We start from the raw sequence: 13,820 nt of genomic DNA, 5'->3' as shown, positions 1-13,820 counted from the left end.
GTACCGCAGCCTCCGCCACCTCCGGCGCCCCCGGTGCGCCACGACGACCCGCCACCGGCCGGGCCGCCCGGTGGGCAATCGGCTGGGCGCGGTGGTGTCTGCGGGCTCGGCGAGACCTACGGCCGCTGGGCACCGGGCAGCCCCGCGGACCGGATCTGCCACCAGACCTACGGGAGGTGACCGGGCTGGCCCGGCTGGTCCGATCCGGTGCTCTCGGTCAGCCGTAGCGCCATGCGGTCGAGCGCGGCGCGGATTCCGTCCCCGTAGGCGTCGTCAGCCAGTGCGTCGGCGTTCTCCCGCGCTTTGCTGAGGTACTGCCGCGCTATGTCGTGCTGGCCCAGCTTGTGGTAGTCCGACGCCAGGTTGAGGTACAGCGAGGGGTAGAAGCCGCGCATGGACAGTGGGTGCCCGCCCCACTCGGCCTCATTGTGCTGGATCTCGTCGGCGGCGCCCAACGCCCTTAGGTCCCAGGCGAGTTCGTCCTGCGGGTCGTCCTGGGTGTCCGCCATGTAGTGCGCCAGGGTGCAGCGGTGCAGTGGTGGTCCGTGCTCGGCGATCTCCCGCCACAGCGCGGTGAAGCGGGTGCGTGCCTCCTCGCGGTCGCCACCGTGCAGCAGCATGATCACTTGGCCGATGCGGGTGGTCATCTCGCTCATCTCCTCGGACATCGTCGCCTCCGTAGTTGAGTGGTTGCGGTGCGTTGTGGTTACGACGCTAGCGGGAGGGTCTGACAATCACCGGGAAGGACGAGACCGCTGAGGTGGTGAACGGGGGATCGTGGAATTGCGCGGTCGCACGGAGCGCGCGATTCCCATGGCGCCGACAGCGAGGAGCGCAGCCATGAAGCGGCATGTGACCGGCACCTTCACCTTCTCCGGTTGGGCGGAGAACACCTCGGCACAGGCCGAGGGAGGTGCGCGGCTCGGCCGGGCCTCGGTGTCCAACACGTTCACCGGTGCGTTGGACGCGGCCGGAGTGGTGGAGTACGCGCTCGTCTACACCAGTGCGACCGAGGGGGTGTTCTGCGGCTACGAGCATCTGACCGGCTCGGTGGAGGGCCGCCGGGGCTCCTTCGTGATCGAGCACCGGGGCCGCTTCACGGGCGACACGGTGCACTGCGCCCTGACGGTGGTGCCGGGTTCCGGCAGCGGGGAGCTGACCGGGATCACCGGGGGCGGTAGCTTCATCGCCCGGCACGGTGAGCCCAGCACCACCTATGCCCTCGACTACAGCCTGGGCTGACGCGGGGCGTCAGCCCAGGCGCGGGGACGTTACCTGGCGGGGATCGCGAGGTCGGGGATCCGCCAGTCGATCGGCGGGTGCCCCTGGGCCGCCACCGCCTCGTTGATCTGAGTGAACGGGCGGCTGCCGAAGAACTTCTTGGCGGACAGCGGCGACGGATGGGCGCCCTGCACCACAGCGTGCCGCTCGGTGTCGATCAACGGCAGCTTCTTCTTGGCGTAGTTGCCCCACAGCACGAACACCGCCGGGTCGGGACGGTCGGCGACGGCCTTGATCACGGCGTCGGTGAACTTCTCCCAGCCCTTGCCCTTGTGCGCGTTGGCCTCGCCCTCGCGGACCGTCAGCACCGCGTTGAGCAGCAGGACGCCCTGCCGTGCCCAGGGCATCAAGTAGCCGTTGTCCGGGATCGGATGGCCAAGCTCCGCCTGCATCTCCTTGAAGATGTTGCGCAGCGACGGCGGGGTCTTCACCCCGGGCCGCACCGAGAAGCACATGCCGTGGGCCTGGCCCGCCCCGTGGTACGGGTCCTGTCCCAGGACCAGCACCTTGACCCGGTCGTAGGGTGTCGCCTCCAGGGCGGCGAACACCTCGTCGCGGGGCGGGAACACGTTGTGCTGGGCGCGCTCCTTCTCGACGTACTCGGTGAGCTCCTGGAAGTAGGGCTTGTCCAACTCCTCGCCGAGGACGGCCTGCCAGGACTCGGGCAGCATGCTGGGCACGTCAAGAACCTCCGGTACGTGTTCCGTTACTCACCACAGAACGTACCGGCCCCCACTGACAATCGCTCCGCCGCGCCCCACGGTGAGGGGGCGGTGCCCGGCGCACCGCCCCCTCACCCGCCTGTGGTGGCCGCTCAGGCCACTCCGGACTGCAGGAACAGGCCGCCGTCGACCACCAGTGTCTGGCCGGTGACCCAGCCGGCCTGGTCGGAGAGCAGGAAGGCGGCGGCGCCCGCGATGTCCTGCGGTACGCCGAGCCGCCTCAGCGGGTATCCGGCGGCCGCCTCCTCCTCGCGCCCCTCGTAGAGGGTGGCGGCGAACTTGGTCTTGACGACGGCCGGTGCGATGGCGTTGACCCGTACGCCCGGCGCCAGTTCGGAGGCGAGTTGCAGGGTGAGGTTGATCATCGCCGCCTTGCTCATGCCGTAGGCGCCTATGAAGGGCGAGGGGGCGAGTCCGGCGACCGAGGCGATGTTGACGATGGCGCCGCCGTGCTCCTTCTGCCAGGCCTTCCAGGTCTGCTGGGCGAAGCCGAGCGCGGAGATGACGTTGGTCTCGTAGACCTTGCGGGCCACCGCCAGGTCGAGTTCGGTGATGGGCCCGAAGACCGGGTTGGTTCCGGCGTTGTTGACCAGGAAGTCGACCCGGCCGAAGGCCTCCATGGTGCGGGCCACGGTCTCCGCCTGGTGGGCCTCGTCGTGGGCCTTGCCCGCGACGCCGATCGCCCGGTCGGCGCCGAGCCGGTCGACTGCCTCCTTCAGCGCGTCCTCGTTCCGTCCGGTGACGCACACCCGGTCGCCGCGGGCGACGAGCGCTTCGGCGACGCCGTAGCCGATGCCGCGGCTGGCGCCGGTGATGATCGCGACCCGGCCGCTGTCTGGCTGAGTGGTCATGGTGCTGGGTGCCTTTCCCTCGCGTGTGCTGTGTGCGCCGTGGTCAGTCGAGCGGTCCGCCGGCGACGTACAGCACCTGGCCGGAGACGAATCCGGCCTGGTCGCTGGTGAAGAAGGCGATGGCGCCCGCGATGTCCTCGGGCTGGCCGACCCGCTGGACGGGGATCTGGCTGGCGGCGGCCTTCTGGAAGGCCTCGAAGTCCATGCCGACGCGGGCGGCGGTGGCGGCGGTCATGTCGGTGGCGATGAATCCGGGCGCCACGGCGTTGGCGGTCACCCCGAACTTGCCGAGTTCGATGGCCAGGGTCTTGGTGAAGCCCTGCAGTCCGGCCTTGGCGGTCGAGTAGTTGGCCTGGCCGCGGTTGCCCAGCGCGGAGCTGGACGAGAGGTTGACGACGCGGCCGAACTTGGCGTCCACCATGTGCTTCTGCACGGCGCGCGTCATCAGGAACGCGCCGCGCAGGTGCACGTTCATCACGGTGTCCCAGTCCGACGCGCTCATCTTGAACAGGAGGTTGTCGCGCAGGACGCCCGCGTTGTTCACCAGGATCGTGGGCGCGCCGAGTTCCTCGGCGACCTTGGCGACGGCGGCCGCCACCTGGGCTTCGTCGGAAACGTCGGCGCCGACGGCGATGGCCTTGCCGCCCGCCGAGGTGATCTTCTCGACGGTGCCCTTGCAGGCCGCCTCGTCCAGGTCCAGCACCGCGACCGCGCGGCCCTCGGCGGCCAGCCGTACGGCGGTGGCCGCGCCGATGCCGCGGGCGGCACCGGTGACGATGGCGACGCGTGCTTCGGCGGACAGGGGCTGCTCGCTGGTGGACATCTGCTCTCCTCGCCCTTAAGGGTGCGGCGCACATATGTGAGCGACCGCTTAGTACGTCCCGTGCACGAAACCGTAGGAGCGCGGTGACCCAGTGTCAACGGCGCGGCGCCAGATGTGGCTCAGGGCACGGGCTCAGGGCACGGGCTCAGCGCACCAGGAGGTCGAGCAGCCGGTCGGCGTCGGCGGCCGGATCCGCGGTCAGACCGGTGTGGATGGGACCGGGCTGGACGACCGTGCTGCGCGGCGCGGTCAGCCAGCGGAACCGGCGGCCGGGGTCGTCGCCAGCCGCCTGCCCGGCCAGCTCCCCGCCCGCGCAGACGCACTCCACGGCGCGCAGCGCGGAGCGGACGGCGGCCACATCGACGTTCGGATCCAGGCAGCGCAACCGCGCCTCGTCCAGGTGGATGCGGGCGGCGACGAAGGACCGGGCCCGGCAGTAGACCAGGACACCCGCGTTGATCTGCTCCCCGCGCTCGACCCGTGGAACGACGCGGATCAGCGCGTACTCGAAGACGTCGCGCGCGGTCACCGGCCGCCCTCCCGCCCGGTGGCCTTGCCCTCGACCCAGGTGCGCAGCCACTCCGGTGGCGCGTCGGGTTTCTTCGGCGGTGCGGACAGTTGGATCCGGTCGGCGATGGTGGCGGCCCGGCCGCCCAGTACGTCGGCGTAGGCGTGGCGCACCGCGTCGGGGGTGTCGAATCCGGGCTCGTCCACCAGCCACTCTGACGGGATCAGTGCGGTGACCTCAGCCAGCAGCGCCTCGGTGATCCGCGGGGCGAGTTCGGCGGCGGCCGCGGCCAGGTCGGCGGGGCTGACGAAGCGGGCGAGGGCGTGGTCGGTGGCGTCGTACGGCTTGGCGGCGGAGGCCTGTGCGCCCTTCCAGTTGTGGTGCCAGATCAGGGCGGCGCCGTGGTCGATCAGCCACAACTCGCGGTGCCAGATGAGCATGTTGGGGTTGCGCCAGGAGCGGTCGACGTTGTTCACCAGCGCGTCGAACCAGATGACGCGCGCCGCCTGGGCCGCGTCCACCTCGAAGGCGAGCGGGTCGAAGCCGACCGAGCCGGGCAGGAAGTCCATGCCGAGGTTCAGTCCGCCGCTGGCCTTGAGCAGGTCCTGTACTTCGGTGTCGGGTTCGCCCAGGGCGATGACCGGGTCGAAGTTCAGCCGTACCAGTTCTGGGACGCGCAGTTCCAGCCGCCGGGCGAGTTCGCCGCAGACGACCTCGGCGACCAGCGCCTTGCGGCCCTGCGCGGCGCCGATGAACTTCGCCACATATGTGCCCAGATCGTCCGCCTCGACGATGCCGGGCACCGATCCGCCCTCACGCAGGGGCGTGACATAGCGGATCGCGGTCACTTCAGGAAGCATTCGCCCAGGCTACTGGGCATAAGGGCATGCCTTCGACGGATATATGGAGTGTGCGGCGACGGCCACTGGTGTCATGGTCCGCTCATGAACGACATCGACTCAGCGGAGTTTCCCCGCCAGTTGGCCCGTACCGGGCGCTTCACCCATGGCGCGCCCCGCGCGTTCACCGTGTCACCGGACGGTGAACGGGTGCTGTTTCTGCGCAGCCGGGCGGGAGACGACCCGGTGTGCTGTCTGTGGATGTACCAGGACGGCACCGAGCGCCTGCTGGCCGATCCGGCAGCGCTGGCCGCGGGCGACACGCGGCTTCCGCCCGAGGAGCTGACCCGCCGCGAGCGGGCACGGGAGCGGGCCGAGGGCATCGTCGGCTACGCCGCCGACGCGGATGTGCGCACCGTCGCCTTCGCGCTGGGCGGACGGCTGTGGACGGTGGACACCGCGCACGGCACACCGCGTCCGGTGCGCACCGCGGGCCCGGTGGTCGATCCGCGGCCGGATCCGACGGGCGCGCGTATCGCCTACGTCAGCGGCGGCGGGTTGTACGTCGTGGAGCTGCGCGGCGATACGAACCGGGCGTTGGCGCTGGCCGAGGGACCGCACATCCGCTATGGGCTCGCCGAGCACGCCGCGGCCGAGTCCATGGGACGGTCACGCGGCTACTGGTGGGCGCCGGACGGCTCCCGGCTGCTGGTCGCCCGGGTCGATGAGTCCGCGGTGCACCGGTGGTGGATATCCGACCCGGCCCACCCGGACCGCCCGCCCCGCTCCATCGCCTATCCGGTGGCGGGCACCGCCAATGCCGAAGTGACGCTGGAGGTCCTGGACTTGACCGGCGGCCGTACCGAAGTGGCGTGGGACCGTGACGCGTTCGAGTACCTCGCCGCCGCGCTGTGGGACGCGCACGGTCCGCTGGTCACCGTACAGAGCCGGGACCAGCGCACGGTACGGGTGCTGGCGGTGGATCCGGCGACCGGTGCGACCACGCTGGCGCACGAGCAACGGGACGCCGCCTGGGTGCAGTTGGTTCCCGGCCTGGCGGCGCGCACCGCCAGCGGCCGCCTGCTGCGCCCGCGTGAACAGGACGGCACCCGGCGGCTGTGGGTCGGTGACGGCGCAGCCACCCCGGTGGGACGGCAACTGCGCGCGGTGCTGGGCGTCAGCGGTGAACAGGTGCTGTTCACCGCGAGTGAGGAGCCCACCGAGGTGCACGTGTGGTGCCATGACCCCGACGCGGGCCTGACGCGGCTCAGCGCCCAACCCGGCGTGCACACCGGCGCGTTGGGCGGCCCGACCGTCGTGCTGGACAGCCGCACCGCCGACGGCCGCACGTTCACCGTGCTGCGCGACGGCCGACCGGTCGGCCGTATCGCCTCCCTCGCCGAGCAACCGGTGGTCACCCCCCGGATCACCTGGCTGCGCGCCGGAGAGCGGCGGATCCGCACCGCGCTGCTGCTGCCGTCCTGGTACACGCCGGGCGCCCGGCTTCCCGTGCTGCTCTGCCCGTACGGCGGACACGGCATGCAACTCGCCGTGGCCACCCGGGACTGGTGGCTGTGCGAGGCGCAGTGGTTCGCCGAGTCCGGCTTCGCGGTGGTCATCGCGGACGGACGCGGCACGCCCGGGCGCGGGCCGCGCTGGGAGAAGGCGTTCCACGGCGACAAGCTCAGCGCGGCCCTGGAGGACCAGGTCGCCGCGGTGCACGGCGCGGCCGAGCACTGCCCCGACCTCGACCTGGCGCGCACCGCGATCCGCGGCTGGTCGTACGGCGGCTACCTCGCCGCGGCGGCCGTACTGCGGCGGCCGGACGTCTTCCACGCCGCGGTGGCCGGAGCCGCCCCGTTCGACCAGCGGCTGTACGACACCCACTGGCAGGAACGGTTCCTGGGCCACCCGGACGAGCACCCGGAGAACTACGACCGCTGCTCGCTGATCGCCGACGCGCCGGGCCTGCGCCGTCCGCTGCTGCTGGTGCACGGGCTCGCCGACGACAACGTGACCGCCGCCCACACCCTGCGGATGTCCGCCGCGCTGCTGGCGGCCGGGCGCCCGCACAGCGTGCTGCCGCTGCCCGGGGTGACGCATGCGATGCTGAGCGCGCGGACCGTCGAGCGGATGTTGTTCTTCCAACGGGACTTCCTGCGCGACGCCCTCGCCCGGACCTCTCGCGCGGACGGTTGAACGCGAGTGGCCCGTGAGCCGTATGGGAAGGGGCGGCGAGCGGGCGCGCCGCTCGCCGCACTTGCCGACAACCTCATCGAAGGATGTGACCCATGGACGACCTGACTTCCGGCTCCCCGGTAAGCACCTCCCGCCGCACCGTGGTCGCGGCGGCCGGAGCCGTCGGTCTCGGCGCGGCGCTGGCGGCGTGCGGCGGGTCCAACAACTCGGCCTCCTCCGCACCCTCCCAGGACAGCAGCACCCCGGCGTCCGGCTCCTCGTCGGCCGCGGGCTCGTCAGCACCGGCGGGCGGCAGCGGCGGCGGCACCGTACTGGCGAAGACGTCGGAGATCCCGCCGGGCGGTGGGAAGGTGTTCCCGGACAAGCAGGTGGTGGTGACCCAGCCGACGGCCGGTACGTTCAAGGCGTTCACGGCGGTCTGCACCCACCAGGGGTGCACGGTCAACCAGGTGAAGAACGGCACCATCGACTGCCCGTGCCACGGCAGCCAGTTCCACATCGCGGACGGCAGCGTGGCGAGCGGCCCGGCCACTCAGCCGCTGGCGCCTGCCAAGATCAACGTCGAGGGTGGGTCAGTGAAGCTGGCCTGACCGGCGCCAACTGGCCAGCAGCGCGTCGGTCGTGGTGACCGTCGCCACCAGCGCCAGGGTGTGCCGGAGCACGGCGGCCGCGTAGTGCGCGGGCACCCCGGCGACGGCGTCGGCGGGTACCACGGCCGTGTAGCCGTGGTTGACGGCGTCGAACACGGCGCCCGGCACCGCGATGTTGAGCGAGACGCCGGTGACGACCAGGGTACGGACGCCGAGGTTGCGCAGCAGCGCGTCGACCTCGGTTCCGGCCAGCGGCGACAGGCCGTGCAGCCTGCGTACGACGAGGTCGCAGGCGGCGACGGTGATCTCGTCGGCCACTTCGGTGGCGGGTGTTCCGGTCACCTGCCGTACCGGGAGGCGCTCGACCGCGCGGAACAGCGGTGCGTTGCGGTTCGCGCCGCGGCCGTCCGGGCGGCGCTCGGCGATGGCGTGCAGCACAGTGGCTCCGGCGGCCCGGGCGGCCGCGACCAGGGCGGCGACACGGGTCAGCGTGCCGTCGGCGCGTACCGCGGCGGCCAGTTCCGGCAGTGCGCTGCCGGGTCCCACGACGCCGCGCTGGCATTCGACGGTGAGCAGCGCGGTGTGCGCGGGGTCGACCAGCGCGGCCAGTGGTTGCCGTTCCGCCATGGCGCTCCTCCCGCTATTCTGACGGTACGTCAGGTTGCGGGCTGAGGGGAAGGCGCCGATGAGCACCGTACAGCGGCGCGGCCGCAAGATCATGATGTCGCCGCGGGAGCTGGACACCTACCTCGCCGAGCAGCGCACCTGCAGGGTGGCCACCGTCTCGGCCCACGGTACGCCGCACCTGAGCGCGCTGTGGTTCGCGTGGGACGGCGCGGCGTTGTGGCTGTACTCCCTGGTACGCAGCCGGCGTTGGGCGCAGCTGCGGGCTGATCCCCGGGTCGCGGTGCTGGTGGACGACGGTGAGGCGTACGGCGAGCTGCGCGGAGTGGAACTGTCCGGTTCCGTGGAGTTCATTGGCGAGGCGCCGCGCACGGGGGCGCCGTGTGCGGAACTCATCGAGCCGGAGCGGTTGTTCGCCGCCAAGCACTTCGGCCTCGCGCGCATGCCGCACGACGGCCGCCATGGGTGGCTGCGGCTGGCGCCGGGACGTGTCGTCTCATGGGACTTCCGCAAGCGGTAGGCCGTTCCGGCGGATTGGCTCGGTCCCGAGTGCGGGTGGTTTCGGCGCCGCCGGTCCGCGCTGTCGTGGCTGCTCGCCGTCGCGGCGGATCACTCTCTGGGCGCAGTCCCCCCAGAACGCCAGGGTGTGCAGCCGCCTCGGCTGCGGGCGCCCCGGACGCATCGCCCGCAGCCTTGAACCGATCCGGCCGGAGGCTACCCGGCTGCCCGGCGAAGGGCGTCCACCGCCGCCCTGATGGAGGGCCGACGGTCGGCGTCCGTGCGCCAGGCGGCATAGACGTGCCGCCGCATCGTGTGCCGGACCGGCACGATGCTGACGCCCTCGGGGACCGGGCCACGGCCCAGGCGCGGGGTGATCGCCACCCCCAGACCGGCCGCCACCAGGGCCAGTTGGGTGTGGTGCTCCTCCGCCGCGTGCGCGATCCGCGGCTCAAGCCCCTTGCCCCGCAAGGTGAACACCAGCCACTCGTGGCAGAACTCACCGGGCGGCCAGCCGATCCAGTCCTCACCGGCGAAGTCCTCCAGGTCGCACCACTGCCGCCCGGCCAGCGGATGCCCACTGGGCACCGCCACATCGGCCACGTCGTCCAGCAACTCGGCCTTGGCCAGTCCGTCGGGCAGCGGAAGCGGCTTGTTGTACCAGTCGAGCACCACCGCGAGGTCGATGTCGCCGCGCACCAGCCGGGGCACCGCCTCCTGGGGTTCCATCTCCTCCAGATAGGGCCGCAGTTGCGGATGCTCGTCCCGCAACCCGGCCAGTACCCGCGGGAACAGCCCGCGCGCGGCGGTCGGGAAGGCGCCGATGGCCAACGCCCCGACGGGCGCCCCGCGGTGCGCCTCCAGGTCGGAGTGGGCCAGCTCGACCATGGACAGGATGCGGTCCGCGTGGCCGGACAGCAGCCGCCCGGCATCGGTCAGCCGTACCCCGCGGCCGTTCTTGGCCAGCAGTTGCTGACCGGTCTCCCGCTCCAGCTTGCCCATCTGCTGGGAGATGGCGGAGGTGGTCACATGCAGCACGTCGGCGGCGGCGCTGACCGATCCGTAGGTGTCTATGGCGTGCAGGATGCGCAGGCGCTCCAAGCTCAACATGTAAGCAAGACTACGCCATAGCCGTCATGAAAACTCACTTGTCCTAAGAGATGCCCTCCCGGCATCCTGCTACCCATGAGCGCCACCACAAGATCCGCCGCCGCGTCCGCTTCCCCTGCCACCGCCTCCCCCGCCACCGCCTCCCCCACCGGCGGCCCCGCACCCGGCCGCCGCACGGTCGACTGGCGGCTGCGGTTCCTGGCGCTGTCGCTGATCTGGGGATTCAGCTTCCTGTTCATCAAGGTGGGCACCGAGGCGTTCGCCCCGCTCCAGGTCACCTTGGGCCGGATGGTCTTCGGTACCGCGGTGCTCGGCACCGTGCTGGCCGTCAAGCGCCAGCGGCTGCCGCGCGCTGGGCGGGTGTGGGCGCGCCTGCTGGTGGCCGCCTTCCTGCTCAACGCCTTGCCGTTCTCCCTGTTCGCCTACGCGGAGTTGACCATTCCGTCGACTCTGGCGGGCATCTGCAACGCCACGACCCCGCTGTTCAGCATGGTGCTGTCGGTGGTCGCGCTCGCCGAGGACCGGCCGAGTCGGCGCCGCCTGGCCGGGGTCGGCCTGGGCTTCGCGGGCGTGCTGGTGGTGCTCGGCGCGTGGCAGGGCTTCTCCGGGCAGGACCCGCTAGGCACCGGCCTCGCGCTGATCGCCTCGGCGAGCTACGCGGTCGGCTGGATCTATGTGCGCCGTACGCTCAGCGACACCGGTGAGTCCAGCCTGTCGCTGTCCGCCGGGCAGTTGGCCCTGGGCACGCTTCAACTGGCCGTCGTCACCCCGCTGTTCACCTCGGCGCCCACCTCGTTCCCGATCCTCCCGGTGCTCTCGGTGGTGGCGCTGGGCGCGCTGGGCACGGGACTTGCGTTCCTGGTGCAGTACGGGCTGGTGCGGGAGGCCGGGCCGACCATCGCGACCATGGTCACCTATCTGGTTCCGGTGGTCGCCACGGCGGCCGGGGTGTTCCTGCTGGGCGAGCACCTGACGTGGAACGAGCCGGTGGGCGCGGTGGTCGTCCTGCTCGGCGCCGCCCTGACCCAGACCCGGTCGCGTTGACCGGCGCTCCCTCACCCGTATCGCAGCCCCCCGTCCGGCCGCGCCGCGAGCGCCACCGCGTCGGCCACCGCGGCCGCCTCGTGCACCGCCAGCGGCGAGACGGTCACCCGTACCCCCGGCCGGGAGGCCACCCGGTAGCGGGCGCCCGGGGCGGCCACCCAGCCGCTCTGCTGTAGCCGCAGCATCGCCCCGGTCTCATCCGGCACCGGCACCCAGACGTTCATCCCGCTGCGGCCATGGCTGGCGATGCCGCGTTCGGTGAGCGCGGCGACCAGCGCGTCGCGCCGCCGCCCGTAGGAGGCGGCGACCGCCGCCGGGTCGACCGCGGCGGTGCGCCACAGATGGAGCAGGGCGCTTTGCAGCAGGTGGCTGACCCAGCCCGCGGCCAGCCGGTATCTGCCCTGCACCCGGTCGACGGTGGTCGAGTCGCCGGTGAGCACGGCGATCCGCAGGTCGGGGCCGTACGCCTTGGCGGCGGAACGGACGACGACCCAGTGCCGGGTGGTGCCGCCCAGCGGGTGCAGCGGCAGGTCGACGATGGCGTGGCCGTGGTCGTCCTCGATGAGCAGGACGTCCGAATGGGCCGCGAGCACTTCCCGCAGCGCGTGGGCGCGGGTCTCGGTGATGGCCGCGCCGGTCGGGTTCTGCGCCCGGTCGGTGACGATCAGCGCCCGCGCGCCGGAGCGCAACGCCCGCTCCACCTCCCCCGGCAGCGGTCCGTCGTCGTCCACGGCGACCGGAACCGTACGCAGACCGAGCGCCGGGACCAGGTCGAGCAGGCTGCCCCAGCCGGGGTCCTCGACCGCCACCGCGTCACCGGGCCGCAGGTGGGCCCCCAGTACCCGCTCGATGGCGTCGAGGGATCCGGAGGTGACGGTGACCGGCCCGTCCGGCACGCCGTCCGCGTCGAACCCGGCGCGGGCCAGTGCGGCCAACTCGGCGTTGACGCCCGGCATTCCGTACAGCATGGGGTGCTCGGCGTTGGCCTTCGCGGCGGCGGCGAGCGCGTCGCCGAGCGGGGGCAGCAGCGCCGGGTCGGGGTTGCCGCTGGACAGGTCGCGGGCGCCGGGCGGCACCACCACGCCGAGCAACTCGCGCGGTGTGCTGGCCGGACGGTGCCGCACCCGGCTGCCGCGCCGCCCCGCGGTCTCGATGACCCCACGGTCGCGCAGCAGCCGGTACGCGGCGGCGACCGTGTTGGGGTTCACGCCCAGTCGCGTGGCGAGCTCCCGTAGCGGCGGCAGCGACTGGCCGGGCTGCAGCGCGCCGTCGGCGATGGCGCGTTCGACGTCGGCGGCGATCTCCGTAGCGCGCCGACCAGTGATCCGATACTCTCCTAGCACAAACAACATTATGCACTAGTGCAAAGGAGAGGCATAATGGCGTCCACCATCTCGTACCAGCGGACCGACCGCACGGTGCCCACCCGCAGTCCGGAGCGCGCTTCGTGGGACCGGGAGACGGTGCACGCGATACTGGACGAGGGGTACGTCTGCCATCTGGGCTTCGTGCGCGACGGCGCGCCGGTGGTGCTGCCCACCCTCTACGCCCGGGTCGGCGAGCGCCTGTACGCGCACGGTTCCACCGGTTCTCCCGCGCTGCGCGGTGCCCGGCAGGACGAGGGGCTGCCGGTCTGCCTCACGGTCACGCATGTGGACGGGATCGTGCTGGCCCGCTCGGCGTTCCACCACTCGATCAACTACCGCTCGGTGGTGGTGCACGGCACGGCCCGCCAGGTGACCGACCCGGCCGAGCGCGCCGAGGCACTGGACGCGCTGGTCAACCACATCGTGCCGGGGCGCGCCGACGACTCGCGGCGCGCCAACGCCAAGGAGCTGGCCGCCACCGCCGTGCTCCGCCTCGACCTGGCCGAGGTGTCGGCCAAGGTCCGCACCGGCGGTCCCAACGACGACCCCGAGGACCTGGAACTGCCCCACTGGAGCGGTGTGCTGCCGGTCACCCGCGGCTACGGCGCGCCGATTCCGGCCGAGGACCTGGACCCGTCGATCCCCGTACCCGGCTACCTCGCCACCCGGTAGGAGGGCCGATGCTCATCCACCCGTGGGACGCGGCCCTCGACGACGGCGAGTGGCAACGCTGGCTCGGCGACCATGACTTCGGCCAGCTCGCCGTCAACGGCCGCGACGGCGAACCGCCGTTCGTCCAGCCGCTGCACTTCGCGTACGACCCCGAGCGCGCCGAGGCGGTGACGCATCTCGCCCGGCCCAATCCGATCTGGTCGGCCCTCACAGCCAACCCGCGCGTGACGCTCAGCGTGGTCGACGACTACACCTTCATCCCCGGCCCGTGGCAGGCACCGGACGGCACCCCGCCCGAGCACGGTGTGCCGACCAGCTACTACGCGGCCGTCCAACTGGTGTGCGCCGCCCACATCGTGGACGACCCGCGGCAGAAGGCCGAACTGCTGCACCGGCAGTTGGCGCACTTCCAGCCGAACGGCGACCACGCCGAGGTCGCGCCCGACCAGCCGCCGTTCGGCCGGATGCTCCCCGCGATCCGCGGGCTACGGCTGGAAGTCACCGAGGTGCGGGCCAAGTTCAAGTACGGCGGCAACAAACCGCGGTCCGTGCGGCGGCGGATCAGCGGTCTGCTGGTGGAGCGCTCCGGCGGCCACGACGCGGCCGCCCGAGCACACCTGTTGCGCCGTCTCGCCGCCAACGATGACGCCACGTGATCGTGAACGCGTCGCGGGTCGGCTGCCGTTGCCCCG

At 72.2% G+C, this 13,820-nt stretch carries 16 protein-coding genes and 1 pseudogene; 8 read left to right on the top strand and 9 right to left on the bottom strand.

The features are described 5' to 3' along the window. Positions 1 to 180 (top strand): annotated as a pseudogene (locus NON19_RS30955) (hypothetical protein); the annotation flags it as partial. Here the strand turns inward: NON19_RS30955 and NON19_RS30950 are convergent. Then, positions 168 to 668 (bottom strand): hypothetical protein, encoded by a 501-nt coding sequence (locus NON19_RS30950; RefSeq protein WP_255932503.1) that lies wholly within the window; start codon positions 666 to 668, stop codon positions 168 to 170. The pseudogene NON19_RS30955 and the gene NON19_RS30950 sit on opposite strands and share 13 nt — an antisense overlap. Positions 669 to 840: 172 nt before the next feature. Here NON19_RS30950 and NON19_RS30945 point away from each other — a divergent pair, with 172 nt between their 5' ends. Next, positions 841 to 1,242 carry a DUF3224 domain-containing protein gene (locus NON19_RS30945; RefSeq protein ID WP_255932502.1) on the top strand — a complete coding sequence of 134 codons (402 nt, stop codon included), beginning with the start codon at positions 841 to 843 and terminating at the stop codon, positions 1,240 to 1,242. Between the two features lie 29 nt (positions 1,243 to 1,271). Here the strand turns inward: NON19_RS30945 and NON19_RS30940 are convergent, their stop codons facing one another. From NON19_RS30940 to NON19_RS30920, 5 genes are all read right to left on the bottom strand, one after another. After that, a complete protein-coding gene (locus NON19_RS30940) occupies positions 1,272 to 1,952 on the bottom strand; it encodes a uracil-DNA glycosylase (RefSeq protein WP_255932507.1) in 681 nt (226 codons plus the stop codon). Between the two features lie 143 nt (positions 1,953 to 2,095). Then, positions 2,096 to 2,854: an SDR family oxidoreductase gene (locus NON19_RS30935; RefSeq protein WP_255932501.1), complete on the bottom strand. Its 759-nt coding sequence runs from the start codon at positions 2,852 to 2,854 to the stop codon at positions 2,096 to 2,098. A 43-nt stretch (positions 2,855 to 2,897) separates the two neighbouring features. Next, complete coding sequence (gene fabG, locus NON19_RS30930; RefSeq protein WP_255932500.1) at positions 2,898 to 3,677, bottom strand: 3-oxoacyl-ACP reductase FabG; 780 nt, start codon at positions 3,675 to 3,677, stop codon at positions 2,898 to 2,900. Positions 3,678 to 3,822: 145 nt separating this feature from the next. Further along, positions 3,823 to 4,206, bottom strand: a complete 384-nt coding sequence (locus NON19_RS30925) for a DUF3037 domain-containing protein (RefSeq protein ID WP_255932499.1) — start codon at positions 4,204 to 4,206, stop codon at positions 3,823 to 3,825. Next, entirely contained in the window at positions 4,203 to 5,045 is an 843-nt protein-coding gene (locus tag NON19_RS30920; protein WP_255932498.1) for a HipA family kinase, read from the bottom strand. Before NON19_RS30920 ends, NON19_RS30925 begins: the two co-directional genes overlap by 4 nt. An 84-nt stretch (positions 5,046 to 5,129) precedes the next feature. Here NON19_RS30920 and NON19_RS30915 point away from each other — a divergent pair, with 84 nt between their 5' ends. Both NON19_RS30915 and NON19_RS30910 read left to right on the top strand, forming a co-directional pair. Next, positions 5,130 to 7,223: a S9 family peptidase gene (locus NON19_RS30915; RefSeq protein WP_255932497.1), complete on the top strand. Its 2,094-nt coding sequence runs from the start codon at positions 5,130 to 5,132 to the stop codon at positions 7,221 to 7,223. 92 nt (positions 7,224 to 7,315) lie between these two features. Then, on the top strand, positions 7,316 to 7,813 hold the full coding sequence (locus NON19_RS30910; RefSeq protein ID WP_255932496.1) for a Rieske (2Fe-2S) protein: 498 nt from the start codon (positions 7,316 to 7,318) through the stop codon (positions 7,811 to 7,813). Here the strand turns inward: NON19_RS30910 and NON19_RS30905 are convergent. Further along, a complete protein-coding gene (locus tag NON19_RS30905) occupies positions 7,796 to 8,440 on the bottom strand; it encodes an isochorismatase family protein (RefSeq protein WP_255932495.1) in 645 nt (214 codons plus the stop codon). The two genes, NON19_RS30910 and NON19_RS30905, sit on opposite strands and share 18 nt — an antisense overlap. 58 nt (positions 8,441 to 8,498) lie before the next feature. Here NON19_RS30905 and NON19_RS30900 point away from each other — a divergent pair, with 58 nt between their 5' ends. After that, the gene (locus tag NON19_RS30900) at positions 8,499 to 8,957 is read left to right on the top strand and encodes a pyridoxamine 5'-phosphate oxidase family protein (protein ID WP_255932494.1); all 459 of its coding nucleotides are present in this window, start codon (positions 8,499 to 8,501) and stop codon (positions 8,955 to 8,957) included. A gap of 194 nt (positions 8,958 to 9,151) precedes the next feature. Here NON19_RS30900 and NON19_RS30895 read toward each other — a convergent pair whose 3' ends face one another. Then, positions 9,152 to 10,045 (bottom strand): LysR family transcriptional regulator, encoded by an 894-nt coding sequence (locus NON19_RS30895; RefSeq protein WP_255932492.1) that lies wholly within the window; start codon positions 10,043 to 10,045, stop codon positions 9,152 to 9,154. Positions 10,046 to 10,120: 75 nt separating this feature from the next. Here NON19_RS30895 and NON19_RS30890 point away from each other — a divergent pair, with 75 nt between their 5' ends. After that, positions 10,121 to 11,089 (top strand): DMT family transporter, encoded by a 969-nt coding sequence (locus NON19_RS30890; protein ID WP_255932491.1) that lies wholly within the window; start codon positions 10,121 to 10,123, stop codon positions 11,087 to 11,089. Positions 11,090 to 11,100: 11 nt separating this feature from the next. Here the strand turns inward: NON19_RS30890 and NON19_RS30885 are convergent, their stop codons facing one another. Next, a complete protein-coding gene (locus NON19_RS30885; RefSeq protein WP_255932490.1) occupies positions 11,101 to 12,432 on the bottom strand; it encodes an aminotransferase class I/II-fold pyridoxal phosphate-dependent enzyme in 1,332 nt (443 codons plus the stop codon). Between the two features lie 36 nt (positions 12,433 to 12,468). Between NON19_RS30885 and NON19_RS30880 the strand changes: the two genes are divergently transcribed. After that, positions 12,469 to 13,128 carry a pyridoxamine 5'-phosphate oxidase family protein gene (locus NON19_RS30880; RefSeq protein ID WP_255932489.1) on the top strand — a complete coding sequence of 220 codons (660 nt, stop codon included), beginning with the start codon at positions 12,469 to 12,471 and terminating at the stop codon, positions 13,126 to 13,128. A gap of 8 nt (positions 13,129 to 13,136) precedes the next feature. Next, the gene (locus tag NON19_RS30875; protein WP_255932488.1) at positions 13,137 to 13,784 is read left to right on the top strand and encodes an FMN-binding negative transcriptional regulator; all 648 of its coding nucleotides are present in this window, start codon (positions 13,137 to 13,139) and stop codon (positions 13,782 to 13,784) included. Positions 13,785 to 13,820 lie beyond the last annotated feature (36 nt).

It is taken from the genome of Streptantibioticus rubrisoli, assembly GCF_024436055.1.
Taxonomy (GTDB): domain Bacteria; phylum Actinomycetota; class Actinomycetes; order Streptomycetales; family Streptomycetaceae; genus Streptantibioticus_A; species Streptantibioticus_A rubrisoli.
Note: the sequence above shows the minus strand (reverse complement) of the source record. Positions and strands in the feature narration are given on the sequence as shown.